At 62.0% G+C, this 16,165-nt stretch carries 16 protein-coding genes; 9 read left to right on the top strand and 7 right to left on the bottom strand.

The features are described from left to right. Position 1: 1 nt before the first annotated feature. On the bottom strand, positions 2-1,069 hold the full coding sequence (locus RG2_RS00345) for an alpha/beta hydrolase (protein WP_033231748.1): 1,068 nt from the start codon (positions 1,067-1,069) through the stop codon (positions 2-4). 127 nt (positions 1,070-1,196) lie between these two features. On the opposite strand from RG2_RS00345, the gene RG2_RS00350 reads away from it, so the two are divergent. The 4 genes from RG2_RS00350 to RG2_RS00365 are packed head-to-tail and all read left to right on the top strand — an operon-like array spanning position 1,197 to position 4,161. Continuing rightward, on the top strand, positions 1,197-2,117 hold the full coding sequence (locus tag RG2_RS00350; protein WP_051730286.1) for a tyrosine-protein phosphatase: 921 nt from the start codon (positions 1,197-1,199) through the stop codon (positions 2,115-2,117). Between the two features lie 33 nt (positions 2,118-2,150). Beyond that, positions 2,151-2,915: an MBL fold metallo-hydrolase gene (locus tag RG2_RS00355; RefSeq protein WP_033231747.1), complete on the top strand. Its 765-nt coding sequence runs from the start codon at positions 2,151-2,153 to the stop codon at positions 2,913-2,915. Continuing rightward, a complete protein-coding gene (locus RG2_RS00360; protein WP_033231746.1) occupies positions 2,912-3,568 on the top strand; it encodes an alpha/beta hydrolase family protein in 657 nt (218 codons plus the stop codon). The genes RG2_RS00355 and RG2_RS00360 overlap by 4 nt, the downstream gene beginning before the upstream one ends. Positions 3,569-3,609: 41 nt before the next feature. After that, positions 3,610-4,161, top strand: coding sequence for an SRPBCC family protein (locus RG2_RS00365; protein ID WP_033231745.1), 552 nt, complete (start codon positions 3,610-3,612; stop codon positions 4,159-4,161). Here the strand turns inward: RG2_RS00365 and RG2_RS00370 are convergent. Then, the gene (locus RG2_RS00370; protein WP_033231744.1) at positions 4,128-5,186 is read right to left on the bottom strand and encodes a LacI family DNA-binding transcriptional regulator; all 1,059 of its coding nucleotides are present in this window, start codon (positions 5,184-5,186) and stop codon (positions 4,128-4,130) included. The two genes, RG2_RS00365 and RG2_RS00370, sit on opposite strands and share 34 nt — an antisense overlap. Before the next feature lie 135 nt (positions 5,187-5,321). Between RG2_RS00370 and RG2_RS00375 the strand changes: the two genes are divergently transcribed. Together RG2_RS00375 and RG2_RS00380 are read left to right on the top strand one after the other, a co-directional pair. After that, complete coding sequence (locus RG2_RS00375) at positions 5,322-6,494, top strand: acyl-CoA dehydrogenase family protein (protein ID WP_033231743.1); 1,173 nt, start codon at positions 5,322-5,324, stop codon at positions 6,492-6,494. Next, the gene (locus RG2_RS00380; protein ID WP_033231742.1) at positions 6,491-7,639 is read left to right on the top strand and encodes a CaiB/BaiF CoA transferase family protein; all 1,149 of its coding nucleotides are present in this window, start codon (positions 6,491-6,493) and stop codon (positions 7,637-7,639) included. The genes RG2_RS00375 and RG2_RS00380 overlap by 4 nt, the downstream gene beginning before the upstream one ends. Here the strand turns inward: RG2_RS00380 and RG2_RS00385 are convergent. Next, positions 7,608-8,606: an NADP-dependent oxidoreductase gene (locus RG2_RS00385; protein ID WP_033231741.1), complete on the bottom strand. Its 999-nt coding sequence runs from the start codon at positions 8,604-8,606 to the stop codon at positions 7,608-7,610. The two genes, RG2_RS00380 and RG2_RS00385, sit on opposite strands and share 32 nt — an antisense overlap. A 112-nt stretch (positions 8,607-8,718) precedes the next feature. Between RG2_RS00385 and RG2_RS00390 the strand changes: the two genes are divergently transcribed. Beyond that, complete coding sequence (locus RG2_RS00390; protein ID WP_033231740.1) at positions 8,719-9,621, top strand: alpha/beta fold hydrolase; 903 nt, start codon at positions 8,719-8,721, stop codon at positions 9,619-9,621. On the opposite strand, the gene RG2_RS00395 is transcribed toward RG2_RS00390, so the two are convergent. Then, entirely contained in the window at positions 9,618-10,214 is a 597-nt protein-coding gene (locus RG2_RS00395; protein ID WP_033231739.1) for a phosphoribosylanthranilate isomerase, read from the bottom strand. The two genes, RG2_RS00390 and RG2_RS00395, sit on opposite strands and share 4 nt — an antisense overlap. Positions 10,215-10,323: 109 nt before the next feature. On the opposite strand from RG2_RS00395, the gene RG2_RS00400 reads away from it, so the two are divergent. Together RG2_RS00400 and RG2_RS00405 are read left to right on the top strand one after the other, a co-directional pair. Then, complete coding sequence (locus RG2_RS00400; protein ID WP_033231738.1) at positions 10,324-11,625, top strand: alpha/beta hydrolase; 1,302 nt, start codon at positions 10,324-10,326, stop codon at positions 11,623-11,625. Between the two features lie 103 nt (positions 11,626-11,728). After that, positions 11,729-12,958 carry an acyl-CoA dehydrogenase family protein gene (locus RG2_RS00405; RefSeq protein WP_033231737.1) on the top strand — a complete coding sequence of 410 codons (1,230 nt, stop codon included), beginning with the start codon at positions 11,729-11,731 and terminating at the stop codon, positions 12,956-12,958. On the opposite strand, the gene RG2_RS00410 is transcribed toward RG2_RS00405, so the two are convergent. The 3 genes from RG2_RS00410 to abmR all read right to left on the bottom strand — a co-directional run bounded on the left by RG2_RS00410 (position 12,955) and on the right by abmR (position 16,120). Further along, positions 12,955-13,746, bottom strand: a complete 792-nt coding sequence (locus tag RG2_RS00410; protein ID WP_033231736.1) for an alpha/beta fold hydrolase — start codon at positions 13,744-13,746, stop codon at positions 12,955-12,957. The two genes, RG2_RS00405 and RG2_RS00410, sit on opposite strands and share 4 nt — an antisense overlap. Before the next feature lie 30 nt (positions 13,747-13,776). Continuing rightward, positions 13,777-15,384, bottom strand: coding sequence for an ABC-F family ATP-binding cassette domain-containing protein (locus RG2_RS00415; protein ID WP_033231735.1), 1,608 nt, complete (start codon positions 15,382-15,384; stop codon positions 13,777-13,779). 181 nt (positions 15,385-15,565) lie between these two features. After that, positions 15,566-16,120, bottom strand: coding sequence for an ATP-binding transcription factor AbmR (abmR, locus tag RG2_RS00420; protein WP_033231734.1), 555 nt, complete (start codon positions 16,118-16,120; stop codon positions 15,566-15,568). Positions 16,121-16,165 lie beyond the last annotated feature (45 nt).

Raw genomic sequence — 16,165 nt, forward strand, 5'->3', positions numbered from 1 at the left:
TCTAGCTCAACAGTGCTCGGAGCATTCCGCCTATTTCGACAACCGCCGCACGCGATCGGGCACTGGGGCCGAGAACATTCACGAACCCGTGGATGAATCCGGGATAGCGCCGCGCGACAACGCGAACTCCGTTGTCGCGCAGCAGCTGTGCGTATGCTTCACCTTCGTCGCGCAGTGGATCGAATCCAGCTGTCACCACAATTGCCGGTGGAAGATCGTTGTGGCTTTGGGCACGCAATGGAGACACCCACGGGTCCAGCCGATCCGAGTTCTCGCCGAGGAAACTGCGCTCGTAGAAGTTCATATTTGCCTCGGTCAGAAAGAATCCTTCGCCGAACGTCGTTCGGGACGGCCTTCTCTCGTGAAAGTCGGTGGCCGGATAGATCAGCAACTGGGCTGCCGGTGACGGATATCCGTCATCGCGGGCGCGGAGTGAAACAACAGCCGACAGGTGTCCACCCGCGCTGTCGCCACCCACCGCAATGCGAGCAGGGTCGACGGCGAACTCGGCTGCCCGAGAAACAATATCAAGATACGACGCATAGGCGTCGTGTACCGGTGTGGGGAAAGGGAATTCGGGTGCAAGTCGATATTCGACAGCGACGATTCTGGCCCCTGAGGTTTCAGCCAACAGTCGGCACGGTGCGTCATGTGATTCGAGATCACCCTGAACCCAGCCGCCGCCGTGGAAGAACACCAGCAGTGCCCCGGACTCGTGGGTGGGCACGTAGAGGCGAGCGCGAAGTGGGCCGTCGGCGCCTTGTACGGAGATGTCTTCCGTGTGCGCCGACGCCGGTCGGCCGGCCATCAACATCGCCGTTCGCGTCAATTCGGCGCGCGCGGCGGAAAGTACATGTGGCTCCGACGACAGTGCGGGCCGTGGGCGTGCCTTGGCGAGAGTCAACAACATGTGCGCGTCGGCGTCGAGAGTGTGCCCGTCTCTGTGCACCGGCGGTCCGGTGATGCGGCGTTTTACGGCTGCAGGCAGTGCGAATGCTGCTGCGACCAGACCTGCTTCGGCGAGGCCCCGAACTGTGCGATCACTGGCGCTGTTCCACGATTCCGGCACGTGGCGCACACTACCAACCAATGTTCAAGAATAACGTTCTTCTTAATTGATATTGCATTTACGAATTCAAGAATTGAGATACCGTCACTGATGTCCGTGCAATGACGATGCTCGAAGGGAAACTTTGATGACAGGCTTGTCAGTAAGCACCACAGTTCGCAAAAATCGTTTGGCAGTCACGCTCGCAGTTGCTGGAGCCCTGGTTTTTGCGGGATCAACTGTCGCTGTTGCTGATCCGACGGGGGCGCTGGGATTCGGCTCGTCCGCTCTGGGGTCGAGTCAGGAGCTTGTGGCGCCGACACCCCGATTGGCGTCCGTCGACAATTTTCGGGATGTCGCGGGGGACGGTGCCGGATATCGGGGCGTCGGTGGAGTCCAGATGAATCGCGGCGTGTTCTACCGTTCGAATGCCTTGCTGCCAAACGATGCCGACCTCGCTGCTCTCGACGGGCTCGGAATCACGGCGGTGTACGACCTTCGGACCGAACCGGAGATTGTTGGCAAGGAAGATCGTCTGCCCGCCAAGGCGACTTACACCTGGTTGCCCACGTTGTCCGGCAATTTGGGCGGTATATCGGGCAAACTGAAGAGCCCAGCGGACGCGGTGGCCTTCATGCAAGATCTCAACCGATCTTTTGTAACGGACGCGGCGGTGCGAGCGAGTTTCGCGACGCTATTCAATTCTCTCGCAGATACGTCCGGTGCCCAGATCGTTCATTGCACCTCCGGAAAGGACCGCACCGGATGGACTTCGGCACTTTTGCAGTCCATGGTAGGAGTGCCGTGGGACACGATCATGGCGGACTACCTACTGACCAACGAGTACTCGCGCCTATCGATTGATCGTCAACTTGCGGGTGCTGCGGCGGCGAGTGGGCCGGAAATGGCAGCGATCTACTCTCCGATTCTGCACGTCGATGCGAGCTATCTCGAGGCTGGATTTGCGCAACTCGAAGCTGATTACGGCACTGTGTACAACTATCTGCTCACGGGCCTGAACCTGTCTCCGCAGACAATCGCTGTACTGGTGAACAAGCTCGTCGGCTGAGTTTCCGGGGCTCAATGCCGCAGACTGTCAATCATGAGTACCAAGGCATTGTCGATCACGCGGGTCGACAACACACACCTCGTTCAATGTGGGCACGCAAATTGGGTTCTCGTCGAGGAAGGCTCCGATCTCACTCTGATTGACGGTGGGTATCCCGCCAACGGCGGTGACGTTGAACGGTCGATCGAGCAGATCGGTCACAGCATCGGCGATGTGCGCGCCGTGCTTGTCACTCACGCCCATATCGATCACATCGGCGGGATCGCGGACATACTGACCCGCCACGACCTACCAGTATTGATGGACCCGTTGGAAGTACCGCATGCGCGACGCGAATACCTGCAGCAACTCGGGCCGGTCAAAGTTCCGTTACTGCTGTGGCGCCGGGGCGCGCCGAAGTGGCTGTTCGACGTGATCGGCGCCGGCGCGCTGAAGGGAGCGAAACTGCCTCAGGCACAGGCTTTTGCGGAGGGTAGCGCCTTGGATGTTCCCGGCCGTATCGTGCCGATTCCCACGCATGGGCATACCGATGGACACAGTGCGTACCTGATTCCCGGTGCCGGCGTCGTTGCTTCGGGTGACGCTCTGGTGACTGGCCATGCCACGTCCCGGCAGACGGGGCCGCAGTTCCTGGTGTGCCCGTTCAATCACCACCGGGAAGCAACGGACGAGGCGTTGGACGCCATTGCGGAAACCCCGGCCGGTGTCATTTTCCCGGGGCACGGGCCCGCGTACGAGGGGACGATGACGGCGGCAGTCGAGCAGGCCCGCGCGGGCCGGACAAGGATGCGACCATGACCACCTTCGAGACCGTCGACCGCGGTGAGCTGCAAGGATTCCTGCATCGGCCGGATACGGACCCGATCGCGACCGTGGCTCTGACACACGGCGCCGGAAGCAACTGCGACACGGTGCTCCTTCGCGCTGTTGCCGATGGTTTTGCCGAAGCCGGAGTGCAGGTTTTGCGATTCGATCTTGCCTACCGGGTGCGCCGCCCGAAGGGGCCACCGCACCCGTCCCGTGCCGCCGAAGACCGATCGGGAATCGCTGATGTTGTTGCGACACTGCGTAAGGACTACCCGAGCGATGGACCTCTACTTCTCGGTGGACATTCGTACGGTGGACGCCAGTCCTCGATGGCGGCGGCCGAGAACCCTGGTTTGGTGGATGGGCTGATCTTGCTGTCCTACCCATTGCATCCGCCGAAGAAGCCGGAGAAACTGCGCACCGAGCACCTTCCGGCACTGACCACCCCCACGGTGGTGGTCCACGGTTCGAAGGACGAATTCGCGACGACGGACGAGATGCAGTCGGCACTTGACTTGATCCCCGCAGCAACGACGTTGGTGGAGTTCGACGGCGCCAAACACGACCTCGGGGTGACCAAGTTTCCCGTGGTCGAACAGACTGTCGCGGCGGCATTCGGGCTCTTCGGAATCAGGCCACGCTGACGCCGGTTGCTCCAGTCGGTGGCACCTGGTGAGATCGAACAATGAGTGCCCAGCAATATCAGCCCAGTGCCCTGTCCGACGTGACGGTAACCGTCGACGGCGACGACACGGTTGTCACCTTCCCGAGAACGTTGCCTTATCCCGTGGATCAGGTGTGGGCGGCGGTGACCGATCCGGAAATGTTGGCCCAGTGGACTCCGTACACGGCTGATCGCAACTTGGGCAGCGTCGGCGAAGTGGTCATCGCCATGCTGTCTGAGGAAGGCGATCCGGAGATGTCGTTTCCGGCGTCCGTCCGCGTGGTCGACGAAGCTCGTCGACTCGAACACGAATGGGGCCCGGACGAATTGATCTGGGAGCTCACTCCGGTCGAGGGCGGAACCAGGGTGGTTCTGACGCAGCGTTCGCGCGCCGAAGGAATGGCGTCCGCGTTGGCGGCGGGGTGGCACCTGTGTTTCGACGTTCTCGACGGGCTGCTTGCCGGTTCGCCGTTCGGTCCGATCGTGGGAGCGAAGGCGCGCGAGTACGGCTGGGACGATCTCAACTCGCGCTACGCCCGTCAGTTGGGGATCGAGGAATCCGAAGTCTGGTAGCGCGTCGATGCCCGCACGATCAGTTCGACCGGCAGCTTTACAGATTCGACGCTCCGTCCTGCCATGAGGGCGAGCAGATTCTGCACCCCGGTTGCGCCGATCTTGCGGGCGGGTGAGCGAACCGTAGTCAGTGGAACCGGAAGTTGCGAGACCACGGGAATGTCGTTGTAGCCCACCAGCGCAAGGTCGTCCGGAATACTCAGTCCCAGATCGCGGGCAACACCGAGAACGCCGATGGCGATGGTGTCGCTGACGGTGAAGATGGCGTCGGGACGCGTCGGGGTGCTCAGCAGTTGTGTTGCTGCTCGAACGCCGCCCTCCACTTCGAAATCGGAGGCAACGATCCGGTGCGGCGGTAATTCCAGGCCTGCTTCGGCGAGTGCGTCGCGGAATCCGGCGACGCGTTCGCGCGAGGTGCTGGCGTGATCCGGCCCCGCGATCACGCCGAGGTCGCGATAGCCGCAGTCCAGCAGGTGTCTGCCCGCGAGGTACCCACCGCGGCGGTCGTCGCCGCTGACATAGGGGAGCCCGACGTCGATGTGGCGGTTGAGGAGCAGAACCGGGAGCGAACGGATGGGGAGCGAACTGACAAAATCGGTGCCGGGCAGGTGGATGCTGCTGAGCATGAGGCCGTCGACCTGACGGCTGATCAGGAACTCGACGGCTTTGCGCTGGGCATCGAGATCGTCGGGTGGGCTGGACAGCAGAACCGAATAACCGGCCGCAGTCGCGGCTTCCTCGATGCCGCCGAACATGGTGGCGACGACGCCATCGGTGAGTCTCGGCATGACCACACCGATCGTTGTGGTCTTGCGCGTTCGTAGACTTGCTGCCCACAGATTTGGCTGGTAGCCGAGTTCTTCGGCGACCTGGCGCACACGCTGAGCCGAGTCCGACCAGCCGTCGACGGGTTCGGGTTGGCGCAGGACGCGCGATGCCGTCGAGATGTGGACGCCCGCCTTGTCTGCGATCTCACGCAGCGTCGGTGGGCGTCCGCTGCTGCGGGTCGACGGGTCCGGCGACATCAACTCGGGGGCTCCTGAGACTCATTTCGGGGATTGACGTAATGCTAGGTCGGTCCCTACTCTAGGTGATGCAAACGATTGCACAATCGTTCTCGCATACCTGATGAATCCCGTACGTACATCCTTGGAGGCAACGTGAACACGCCGCAGTCCCTGTCCGAACTGTTTTCCATCGACACGCTGCTCGACGCCGAGGAAATCGCGATCCGCGACACGGTGCGCGCGATGGTCGACAGCCGTATCCGCCCGAACATCGGTCAGTGGTTCGAGGACGCGGCACTGCCGGTGCGCGAGTTGGCTCAGGAACTCGGATCGTTGGGTGTGCTGGGAATGCACCTCGAGGGATATGGCTGCGCCGGAACGAGTGCAACCGCCTACGGTCTGGCGTGCCAAGAACTCGAAGCCGTCGATTCAGGTATCCGCAGTCTGGTTTCCGTTCAGGGTTCGCTGGCGATGTTCGCGATTCACCACAATGGCAGCGAAGAGCAAAAGGAAGAGTGGCTTCCGCGGATGGCGGCGGGCACGGCCCTCGGCTGCTTCGGTCTCACGGAACCCGACTTCGGTTCCAATCCCGGCGGTATGCGCACCAACGCCAAGCGCGACGGTGACGACTGGATTCTGAACGGCACCAAGATGTGGATCACCAACGGATCCGTCGCTGACGTCGCCGTGGTCTGGGCGCGAACCGAGGACGGTGTGCGCGGATTTGTAGTTCCGACAAACACTCCCGGGTTCTCGGCCCCCGAAATCAAGAACAAGATGTCGCTGCGTGCGTCCGTTACCTCCGAACTCGTGCTCGAGGATGTACGACTGCCCGCGTCTGCGATGCTGCCCAAGGCCCGCGGACTGTCCGGGCCGCTCGGGTGCCTCAACGAGGCCAGGTTCGGCATCATCTTCGGCGCGATGGGCGCTGCCCGCGACTGCCTCGAAACTGCAATTGCCTACGCCCGCGATCGACAGGTTTTCGACAAGTCACTGGCGGCTTACCAGCTCACGCAGGCCAAGATCGCCGACATGGCAGTCGAATTGGGTAAGGGGCAGTTGCTCGCGATTCATCTCGGACGCCTCAAGGATGCCGGCACAGTACGTCCCGAGCAGGTCAGTACCGGCAAACTGAACAACGTGCGTGAAGCCATCAAGATTGCCCGACAGTGCCGAACGATCCTGGGCGCCAACGGCATCACCTTGGAGTATCCGGTCATCCGTCACGCCAACAATCTCGAATCCGTGCTCACGTACGAAGGCACCTCCGAGGTTCACCAGTTGGTGATCGGCCGGGCACTGACGGGTGAGGAAGCATTCCGGTGACAACGCCTGGCGCACTGGACGGACTGGTGATCGCCGACTTCGGCCGGGTACTCGCCGGACCGTACGCCACCATGATCCTGGCGGATCTCGGCGCCGAGGTGATCAAGATCGAGCGTCCCGGTGTTGGTGACGACACCCGCAGTTGGGGTCCACCGTGGGTGGGTGAGGAGTCGAGTTACTTTCTCTCCGTGAACCGCAACAAGAAGTCGGTAACCTTGGACTTGCGCGACGCTCAGGACCTGGAAGTTGCACAGGACCTGGTGCGCACGGCGGATGTTGTGGTGCAGAACTTCCTTCCCGGGACCATGGACCGGCTCGGATTGGGTTACGACGCTGCGCGAGAGATGAATCCGTCGATCGTGTACTGCTCGATCAGCGGATTCGGTGGAAACAACTCACTACCGGGATACGATTTGTTGATTCAGGCCGTCGGCGGGTTGATGAGCATCACCGGGCCGGACCCGCGCTCGCCTACCAAGGTCGGTGTTGCGGTGGTGGACGTCATCACCGGACTGCATGCCAGTGTCGGAATCCTTGCCGCGCTGCGTCATCGGGACCGGACGGGTGAAGGTCAACACGTCGAGGTCAATCTGTTGTCCTCCTTGCTGTCGGCACTGGTCAATCAGTCGTCCGGCTACGTCGCTGCCGGGGTGGTTCCGCAGGCGATGGGTAACCGTCACCCCAGTATCGCGCCCTACGCACTGTTCGACACGGCTGATCGGCAGCTCGTCTTGGCGGTGGGAAACGATCGTCAATTCGCTTCTCTGGTAGACGTTCTGGGAAGGCCTTCACTGGCGACCGACGCACGTTTTATGACCAACCGTGAGCGGGTTGCGCATCGCGAGGAACTGTTCGACGCGTTGACACTCGCGTTGGCGTCTCACACCGCCGACTACTGGTTCGAGAGATTGACGGCGCGCGGTGTTCCGTGCGGTCCACTCAACAACATTGCCGACGCGATGGCGCTGGCCGAACGCCTGAACCTCGATCCGGTTGCCACTATCGATGATCCGCGCCGTGCGGCACCGATCCGGCAGGTGGCCAATCCGATTCGGCTCAGCGCCACTCCGGCCACCTACCGCACCGCGCCGCCGCGCCTGGGGGAGGATTCGGCTACACCCGCAGAACCAGCTTTCCCGTGTTAGCCCCTGCGAAGAGGAGATTGAGGCTGTCACCAAACGCATCGATGCCACCGTCGACGATGTGTTCGCGAGCCGTCAACTGACCGCTCTTGATCCACTTCCCGATCTGTTCCTGGGCTTCGGAGTACCGATCGAGATAATCGAAAACCACGAATCCGGCCATGGTTGCCCGGTTTACGAGAAGCGACAGATAGTGCGACGGGCCCGGCTGCGGCTCGGTGGCGTTGTAGCCGGCAATGGCGCCGCAGATGACAACGCGAGCGCCCAGACGCAGGCGGGAGAGTGCGGCGTCGAGGATTTCACCGCCGACGTTGTCGAAGTACACGTCGATTCCGTCGGGCGCCGCAGCGCGTAGGGCCTTGTAGACGGATTCGTTCTTGTAGTCGATCGAGACGTCGAATCCGAGTTCGTCGGTGAGCCAGGCGCACTTCTCGGGGCCACCGGCGATGCCGATCACCTTGCAGCCGTGGATCTTTGCTATCTGGCCGACGAGACTGCCGACGGCACCAGCGGCGCCGGAAACGACCACGGTGTCGCCGTCTTTCAGCTTTCCGACCTCGAGGAGGCCGAAATAGGCTGTCACGCCAGGGAATCCGAGTGCGCCGAGCCAGGTGGGCATGGGTGCGATCGATTCGTCGACCCGCGTGACGTCGGTACCGTCGGAGAGTCCGTACTCGGCTGCGCCGAAAGCTCCGGCGACAACATCTCCGACCTTGAACTCGGGATGCTGAGTTTGCGTGACGTGGCCGACGCCGTGAGCGCGCATGACGGAACCGAGTTTCACCGGCGGAACATACGACTTGACGTCGTTGAGCCAACCACGCATAGCTGGGTCGAGCGAGAGGTATTCGACCTCGACGACAAACTCGCCCGGCCCGGCAACGGGGATGTCGGCGTCGACGTATTCCCAGGTGGAAGCGTCGGGGAGTCCCGTCGGTCGGGCGGCGAGGCGTACTTGGCGGTTCGGCATGTGTCCCTCTCGGTTGAACAATTGAACTTGAGACCGGATTCAATATAGGTGATGGTGTGGTTACAGGGGAAGGGCTCCGAAGGGATCGAGACGGGTGGGTTATGTTCAGGAAATGAGCAACACGAGCGTCGAAGAGGCGCAGCAGGCGCCGGAGTGGTTCACGAAGGCGTTGTCGACGCCCGCGGAAACAGGCTCGGTTGATGTCGAGGGTGTAGCCGTACGATTCCGCGCCTGGGGGCCCGTCGGGCCGGGAATCGTGCTGGTTCACGGCGGCGCCGCCCACAGTCGGTGGTGGGATCACATCGGCCCGCAGCTGGCTGCCGATCGCCGAGTTGTCGCACTCGACCTGACCGGGCACGGAGACAGCGGCACCCGGGAGAGTTACGGACTGGCGATGTGGGCGCGCGAGATTGTCGAGGCCGCGCGAGCCGGCGGGATCGAGGGAAAGCCGATCCTGGTGGGGCACAGCATGGGCGGGATCATCTCGTTCGTGGCCGCGGACCTCCACGGCGACGAACTCGGTGGTGTCGTCATCATCGATTCGCCGGTGCGGGCATTGACCCCGGAAGAAGAAGCCAGCCGAAAAGAAAACGCCTTCGGTCCGAAGAAGGTTTATCCGACTCGTGAGGACGCGAAGGCGCGCTTCCGCTTTGTTCCGGCACAAGACACCGGATTGCCGTGCATCCGAGACCACGTTGCCGAGACCTCGATGGAAGCCGTCGACGGTGGTTGGTCGTGGAAGTTCGATCCGAGAGTGTTTGTGCGCGAGGGTACGGGCAACGTCACCGATCACCGTCCACGTTGCCGCACAGCATATTTCCGAGCGGAGAACGGAATTGTCTCCGAGGAACTGATGGCCGACATCCGAATCCTGTTGGGACCGGAATCCATCGTCGCGGAGATTCCCGAGGCCGGCCACCATGTGATGATCGATCAGCCACTTCCGTTGGTAACCGGAGTGCGGACCGTGCTCGGGGCGTGGGCTGCGGCCGACAGATCGGCAGCTCCGATCTAGGCCCGCGCGGCTGCTACGAATCTCTCGATCAACGCGTGGTCTTTGACCCCGCGCGAGGACTCGACGCCACTGGACACGTCGACTCCCCAGGCTCCAGTGGCGTCCAGCGCGGCACGGACGTTGTCGGGGCCGAGACCGCCGGCCAGAATCCACTGGCCGGCGGGCCTGGACTGCTGCTGCGCCCAATCCCAGGCCACCCCGGAACCGGCATCGGCTCCGTCGATGAGGAGTTCGTCCTCGCCCAGGTCGAGGCTGTAGCCGTCGCGAACCCGGCCGGAGACGACGGCACGAATCACCGTGAGACCCGCGTCGTGTAGTTGCTTCACCTGCTCGGGTGCCTCGAGATCATGGACCTGGACATACTTCAGCCGGGTGGACTTGGCGATCTCGAGGATTTGTTCGAGCGGGTTACCGAGAAACACGCCGACAGCTCTGATGGTGTCGGGAACTCGGGCAATGAGGTCGGCCGCAAGCTCGGTGTCGACTTTGCGGACGCTCTCGGCAAAGACAAAACCAATGGCGTCGACGCCGAGCCGGACGGCGAGATCGACGGTATCGGCGTCGCGGAGGCCACAGATCTTGATGAAAGTCACCTGCTTCAGGGTACTAGCCGTACCCGAGAACCCCTCGATCGTGGCGAACCCTCGATTACGGCTCTAGGCTTTCGACGGACAGGCGTAGCGGCATTACGAGAGGCGACACGTGGACTGGCTCTACCGGACGAGTGTGATCTCTGGACCCGTGCCTGTGGTCCTGACGATTCTGGGCGTACTCGGCGGAGTGTGGTTGCTCAGCGGGAAGCCTCGGTGGTTCTACCGCTACGCGATCCCGGTGTGCGGTGTTGCCGCGCTGGTGATCATGGTGGCGGCATGGATTCTGGTGGAGAAGGTGATCGTGCCTTTCCCTGATCCGATTGCGATGTCGATCTACGTGTGGATCGGTTTTGCCGTGTACGGGCTGTTGCTTCTCGGCCCGCGCATCAAAGCCGGGGGCAGTATCGCTAGCGCAGTGCTGTCCGTGGTGGCAGCGCTGCTGATGGTGCTTACGGCCGCGGTACAGATCAACCTCGAATTCTCCGCATATCCGACCGTGGGAATTGTGTTGGGCCACGACGATTTCGACCGGATCGAGCTCGCGGACGTACCCGGTCCGACCGATCCTGTTATCAGCGGTGATCCCACGGATTCGGTCTGGAAAGCCCCGGAAGACATGCCGAATCGTGGCCGGGTGACGACTCTGCCTGTCCCCGGCACGATTTCGGGATTCAGTGCGCGCGACGCCGAGGTGTATCTGCCACCGTCGTACTTCACGAATCCTCGTCCGCTGCTTCCCGTTCTGGTTCTGATGGCCGGGCAACCCGGAAGCCCGCAGGACTGGCTGCAAGGCGGGAAGATCACCGCCACAATGGATTCCTTTGCCCGCGAGCATTCCGGGCTGTCGCCGATCGTCGTGATGACGGACGCCACCGGGACGCAGTTCGCCAATCCTTTGTGCACCGACTCGCCGGCAGGAAATGTGGCGACGTATCTCGCCAAGGATCTGCCCGCGGCAGTGACCTCGGCATTCCAGGTCGATACCGATCCCAAAGCCTGGGCCATCGGCGGACTCTCGTACGGCGGGACATGCTCGCTCCAGATGGCGACCAATTTCCCGGAAATCTACCCGACGTTCCTGGACTTCTCCGGGCAGGTCGAGCCATCGCTCGGTGATCGGCAAAGGACAGTCGATCAGATCTTCGGCGGCAACGAGGCCGCGTTCGAGAAGGTCAATCCGATGGACATCATGGCGAACCGGAAGTTCCCCGATTCTGCCGGCATCGTGGTGGTCGGAACCGACGACAACGACTTCAAGTCCGGGCAGCAGAAGATCTACGACGCGGCCAAGGCAGCGGGAATGAACGTCAAGTATCTGGAACTGCCCGGAGCCCACAGTTTTGTCGTGTGGTCGGCCGCTATGAAGCAGGAATTGGAGTGGCTATCGCAGCGGATGGGACTGATCGGCTGAGTTTCATCCACTCAGTTCTACCCCACCAATTGGAACGTGTTCTATATTCGGAGTGAGGCTGCTTTTCCGGCAGCCAACCGTTCAGCGAGTGGAGTGCACGCACATGTACGAGTGGTCCGACACCGACCTGATGTTCCGCGACGCCTTGCGGGGCTTTATCGACAAGGAGGTACGGCCTCACGTCGACGAACTCGAAAGCGGAGCGCTCCCGCCCTTCGACATCATCCGCAAGCTGTACGCGACCTTCGGTTTGGCCGACATGGCACGCGAGGGCCTCGAGAAATCATTTGCCCGTGAGCGTGGCGACGCACCAGTCGGTGACGGTGAGAAGGGCAGCGCCTTCAGCGGGGCCGGGAGCATGGGCGTCGTGCTCAACAGTGAACTGGCCGGCGTAAGCCTCGGCCTGGTCGCGTCGCTTGGCGTCAGCCTCGGGCTCGCGGCCGGAACGATCCGCAGCCGCGGCACCCTCGCTCAGAAGGAACGTTGGCTGCCCGGACTGGTCACCTTCGAGACCGTCGGCGCCTGGGCGATCACCGAACCCGACTCGGGATCCGACGCTTTCGGCGGCATGAAATCCTACGTTCGCCGCGATGGCGACGACTACATCCTCAACGGCAACAAGACGTTCATCACCAACGGACCGTACGCCGACGTCACCATCGTCTACGCCAAACTCGACGAAGGTGACGCCTCCGTCGACCGTCGTGACCGCAAGGTGCTCGCGTTCATCCTCGACAAGGGCATGGAAGGGTTCACCCAGAGCCCGCCCTTCAAGAAGATGGGCATGAACTCCTCACCCACCGGCGAGCTGTTCTTCGACAACGTCCGCATCACCAAGGACCGCCTGCTCGGCGAAACAGAGGACAGCGGAAAATCCGACGGAAAGTCCAGTGCCAAGGAAAGCTTTGCCGCCGAACGCATCGGCATCGCATCCCTGTCCCTCGGAATCATCAACGAATGCCACCGGCTCTGCATCGACTACGCGAAGTCCCGCAAACTGTGGGGCCGCGAAATCGGACAGTTCCAGCTCATCCAACTCAAGCTCGCCGAGATGGAAGTGGCTCGAATCAATGTGCAGAACATGGTCTTCAACGCGATCGAGCGAACCGCAGCAGGCGACAAGGTGACCCTGGCGGAGGCGTCGGCGATGAAGCTGTACTCCTCGCGCGCGGCAACCGAAGTTGCCATGGAGGCCGTCCAGTTGTTCGGCGGAAACGGCTACATGGCCGAGTATCGCGTCGAGCAGTTGGCTCGCGACGCGAAGTCGCTCATGATCTACGCCGGCAGCAACGAAATCCAGGTAACGCACATCGCAAAGGGACTGCTCGGCTAGTGCCGGCGCAGAAACGGAATCAACGACGCTAGAACGGCGTCAGACGCCACGACGGCGCTGGCGTGGTCGGTGCCGTCGATGACAGTCAACGAACAATCCGGGATCAGGGATGCGGCGTGCTCGGTATCGGGCCGCCGCTCCCGGTCTTTGGACCCGACGAACATCAATGTCGGAGTGATCATCTCGCGAAGCACGGTGTCGTCGATACCTGGTTCGACGTCGGACCGTCGCATGTACGCGGCCAGGGCGAGCGGATCGTTCCGACGAAACGCTGCCGCGGTCTGCGGATCAACCGGCCTGCCCCGCCTAGCGCCCCATCCGTCGAGAAAGCCCTCGATCCCACCCTGCTCGAGGGCGTCGACGCAGCCTGGGAAGAACAGTGCGTCGAACGCGCCGGTCATGGGTCGGCTGCTCCCACCGCCGACGGTCAACGACCGCACCCGTTCGGAGTGCTCGATTGCCAACGACAGTGTGGCGCGCCCACCGAACGAATACCCCAGGACGTGGGCGGGTTCGAACGGCGACTCGGTGTCGAGGATCTCGAGGAGATCGCCGACCACCAGATCCATCGCGTACGAATCGGGCGTGTGCGGCTTCTCGCTGCGACCGTGCCCGCGCATGTCGACCAGGATCATCCGGTACCGATCCTGCAGGGCTTTGACATAACCGAAGCCGCGCCAGATCGAATGTGACAGAGCACTGCCGTGAACCATCAGCAGGGGGATGCCCGTCCCCACAACCTGATACGCGATCCGGGTACCGTCAACGGGGTTTCTCGCGTCCTGCATCACCGATCCATTATGGACGTGTGAATGGCGTCATTGCCATTCGGGATCGATTTCCTGAATTCCGTTCTCGTCCATCCTGATCCATCGGGTGATGTTGATCTCCCGCAGAAACGGCAGATCGTGACTGACAACAACGAGTGCACCCCGGAAATCGTGAAGCGCTTGCGTGAGATGGGCAAGGCTGGGGAGATCCAGATTGTTGGTCGGCTCGTCCAGGATCAGGAGTTTGGGTGCGGGCTGCGCGAGGAGGATGGTCGCCAGCGCTGCCCGGAGACGTTCGCCGCCGGACAGGGCGGAGGCTGTCACGTCGGAATCTGTTCCACGAAAAAGGAATCGAGCCAGTTGGCCACGAATTTCCTCGCTGGTTGCGTGTGGCGCCGCCAGTGCAACGTTGTCCGCAATCGACAGATTTTCGTCGAACACGTCTAACCGCTGACGCAGTGCGCGGCAGGGAACAAATGGCTTTTTCTCCACCAGGGCGTCGAGAAGGGTTGTCTTCCCAATTCCGTTGGGCCCCACAATCGCGATCCGTTCGGGACCGGTGACATGCAGCGACACAATCTGGCCGCTGCGCAGCACGACATCCTCGAGCGTCACTACCTGCTGGCCCGGATGTACCTGTGTATCAGGAAGATCCAATCGTATTTCGCGATCGTCGCGAAGCAGCTTCTCCGCATCGGCAAGAGCGGACTTCGCGTCGTCGACCTTGCCGATATGGTTGACCGACAGTTTTCCCGCTGAAACTTCGGCTTTTCGCTTGCGGGTCTGCGCCAGGATCGGCGGTAGCCGCTTCTCGTCTTGAATCTTCTGGCCGTATCGCTTGCGCCGATCCAGTTTGGTTCGCGCCTCGATCAATTCGCGGTTCTGCTTTGCCAGATCGGTTTTGGCGTCGCGAACCGCAGCCAATGCGTTTTCCTGTTCCGCCGTTGTCGCCTCCTGGTACAGCGAGTAGTTGCCGCCGAATGTCCGAAGATTGCCGCGACGCAGTTCCACGGTGGATTCCATGCTGTTCAACAACTCCCGGTCGTGGCTCACCACCACGACGGTGCCGGGGAATTGTTGGACAGCGGCGTGAACCCGGGCGCGTGCCATCCGGTCCAGATTGTTGGTCGGCTCGTCCAGTAGCAGTACCTGCGGATTTTTCAGCAGGGTCGCGGTGAGGCCGAGGAGTACCGTCTCGCCACCGGACAGCGTGCCGACGGTGCGTCCCAAGGCTTCGATGTCGGGCACAACGCGTTCGAGTCCAAGGCGGTGCAGCGTCGAAATCGCGCGTTCCTCGATGTCCCAGTTGCCTTCGGCCACAGCGAAGTCTTTCTCTGTGCCCTCGCCGGATTCTATGCGGTGCAAGGCAATACGTAGATCACCGATATCCAGGATGTCGTCGACTCGAACATTCGGGTCGAGGGTGATGTCCTGGCGCAGATAGCCGATCTCGCCGGAAGCGTGGACGGAACCGGCATCGGGTGTCAATCGACCGGCGATCAGGCGCAACAGCGTGGACTTCCCGGATCCGTTCAATCCCACCAGACCGATTCGGCCGCTGGGGAACACAAAGCTCAGACCGGAGAAGACAGGCTCGCCGTCGGGCCAGGTGAACGTGAGGTCGGACAGAGACAGAGAGGAATGAGAGTGGGTCATGTGAACTCCAGAGGGTGCGGGGACCACCCGGCTCAGCCGCAACTGATGGGTGTGGATGCCTTCGCGTAATGAACCTCTAGATGAGCAACGGCCCGTTTCCTGTTCGTCGGGGATGATTCGACGTCGACGCTACTCGATGACCGTTGACGTAGGCAATCGAATTAACGTGTGATGTGCATCGTCAGATCTTCGGTCCCTCCGTCCGCAGATCGTCGACCTTCTTCATCGCGTCCCGCAGTTCCGCGAGCCACTGTTCGCTGTGCTGACCGGCCAGGCGGACAGTCCACTTGAGTGCGTCGGCCCGCGACCTGGCAACACCCGCATCCACCAACGTGTCGAGTACCTTGCGCTCGGGTTGACGCAATCGCGTCATCACCGGCACCGCGAGATGTGTGAACAGGACCGTCTTTTCGTCCAGTTTCACACCCCATGCCACCTTCCGGCCGTATCGGGCCTCGGCCTCGTCGGCGATGCGCATGCGATCGGCGCGCGTGGTTTCACGGAAGCGTGAGATACGACCTTCCGCTGCCGCAGACCCGCCCTCGACGGGTGGTAGTTCCCCGATGACAACGATCTCCTCGCGGTCCACCTGGACGTCGGCCGGGCCTGTGAACCAGGTGTCGGGGAGTCTGCCGGCAAACCAGTCGCCTGCATCACCCGCGTCGGGAACCGATGCTTGTTGCCAACCTCCGGGGCGTCCGAATCCGCGCTCGCCGGGGCCGTGTGAGTTCTTCATGACGTTCTCCTGAAAGTCGTCGGGAGCATTTATTGCTCTGATTAC

Source organism: Rhodococcus globerulus NBRC 14531 (genome assembly GCF_001894805.1).
GTDB classification, from domain to species: Bacteria; Actinomycetota; Actinomycetes; order Mycobacteriales; family Mycobacteriaceae; genus Rhodococcus_F; species Rhodococcus_F globerula.

Excerpts from the sequence above, each read along its gene's own strand:
- RG2_RS00350 (WP_051730286.1), top strand. The coding sequence starts at position 1,197 with ATGACAGGCTTGTCAGTAAGCACCACAGTTCGCAAAAATCGTTTGGCA.
- RG2_RS00355 (WP_033231747.1), top strand. The coding sequence starts at position 2,151 with ATGAGTACCAAGGCATTGTCGATCACGCGGGTCGACAACACACACCTC.
- RG2_RS00360 (WP_033231746.1), top strand. The coding sequence starts at position 2,912 with ATGACCACCTTCGAGACCGTCGACCGCGGTGAGCTGCAAGGATTCCTG.
- RG2_RS00365 (WP_033231745.1), top strand. The coding sequence starts at position 3,610 with ATGAGTGCCCAGCAATATCAGCCCAGTGCCCTGTCCGACGTGACGGTA.
- RG2_RS00370 (WP_033231744.1), bottom strand. The coding sequence starts at position 5,186 with ATGTCGCCGGACCCGTCGACCCGCAGCAGCGGACGCCCACCGACGCTG.
- RG2_RS00385 (WP_033231741.1), bottom strand. The coding sequence starts at position 8,606 with ATGCCGAACCGCCAAGTACGCCTCGCCGCCCGACCGACGGGACTCCCC.
- RG2_RS00390 (WP_033231740.1), top strand. The coding sequence starts at position 8,719 with ATGAGCAACACGAGCGTCGAAGAGGCGCAGCAGGCGCCGGAGTGGTTC.
- RG2_RS00405 (WP_033231737.1), top strand. The coding sequence starts at position 11,729 with ATGTACGAGTGGTCCGACACCGACCTGATGTTCCGCGACGCCTTGCGG.
- RG2_RS00410 (WP_033231736.1), bottom strand. The coding sequence starts at position 13,746 with ATGCAGGACGCGAGAAACCCCGTTGACGGTACCCGGATCGCGTATCAG.
- RG2_RS00415 (WP_033231735.1), bottom strand. The coding sequence starts at position 15,384 with ATGACCCACTCTCATTCCTCTCTGTCTCTGTCCGACCTCACGTTCACC.
- abmR (WP_033231734.1), bottom strand. The coding sequence starts at position 16,120 with ATGAAGAACTCACACGGCCCCGGCGAGCGCGGATTCGGACGCCCCGGA.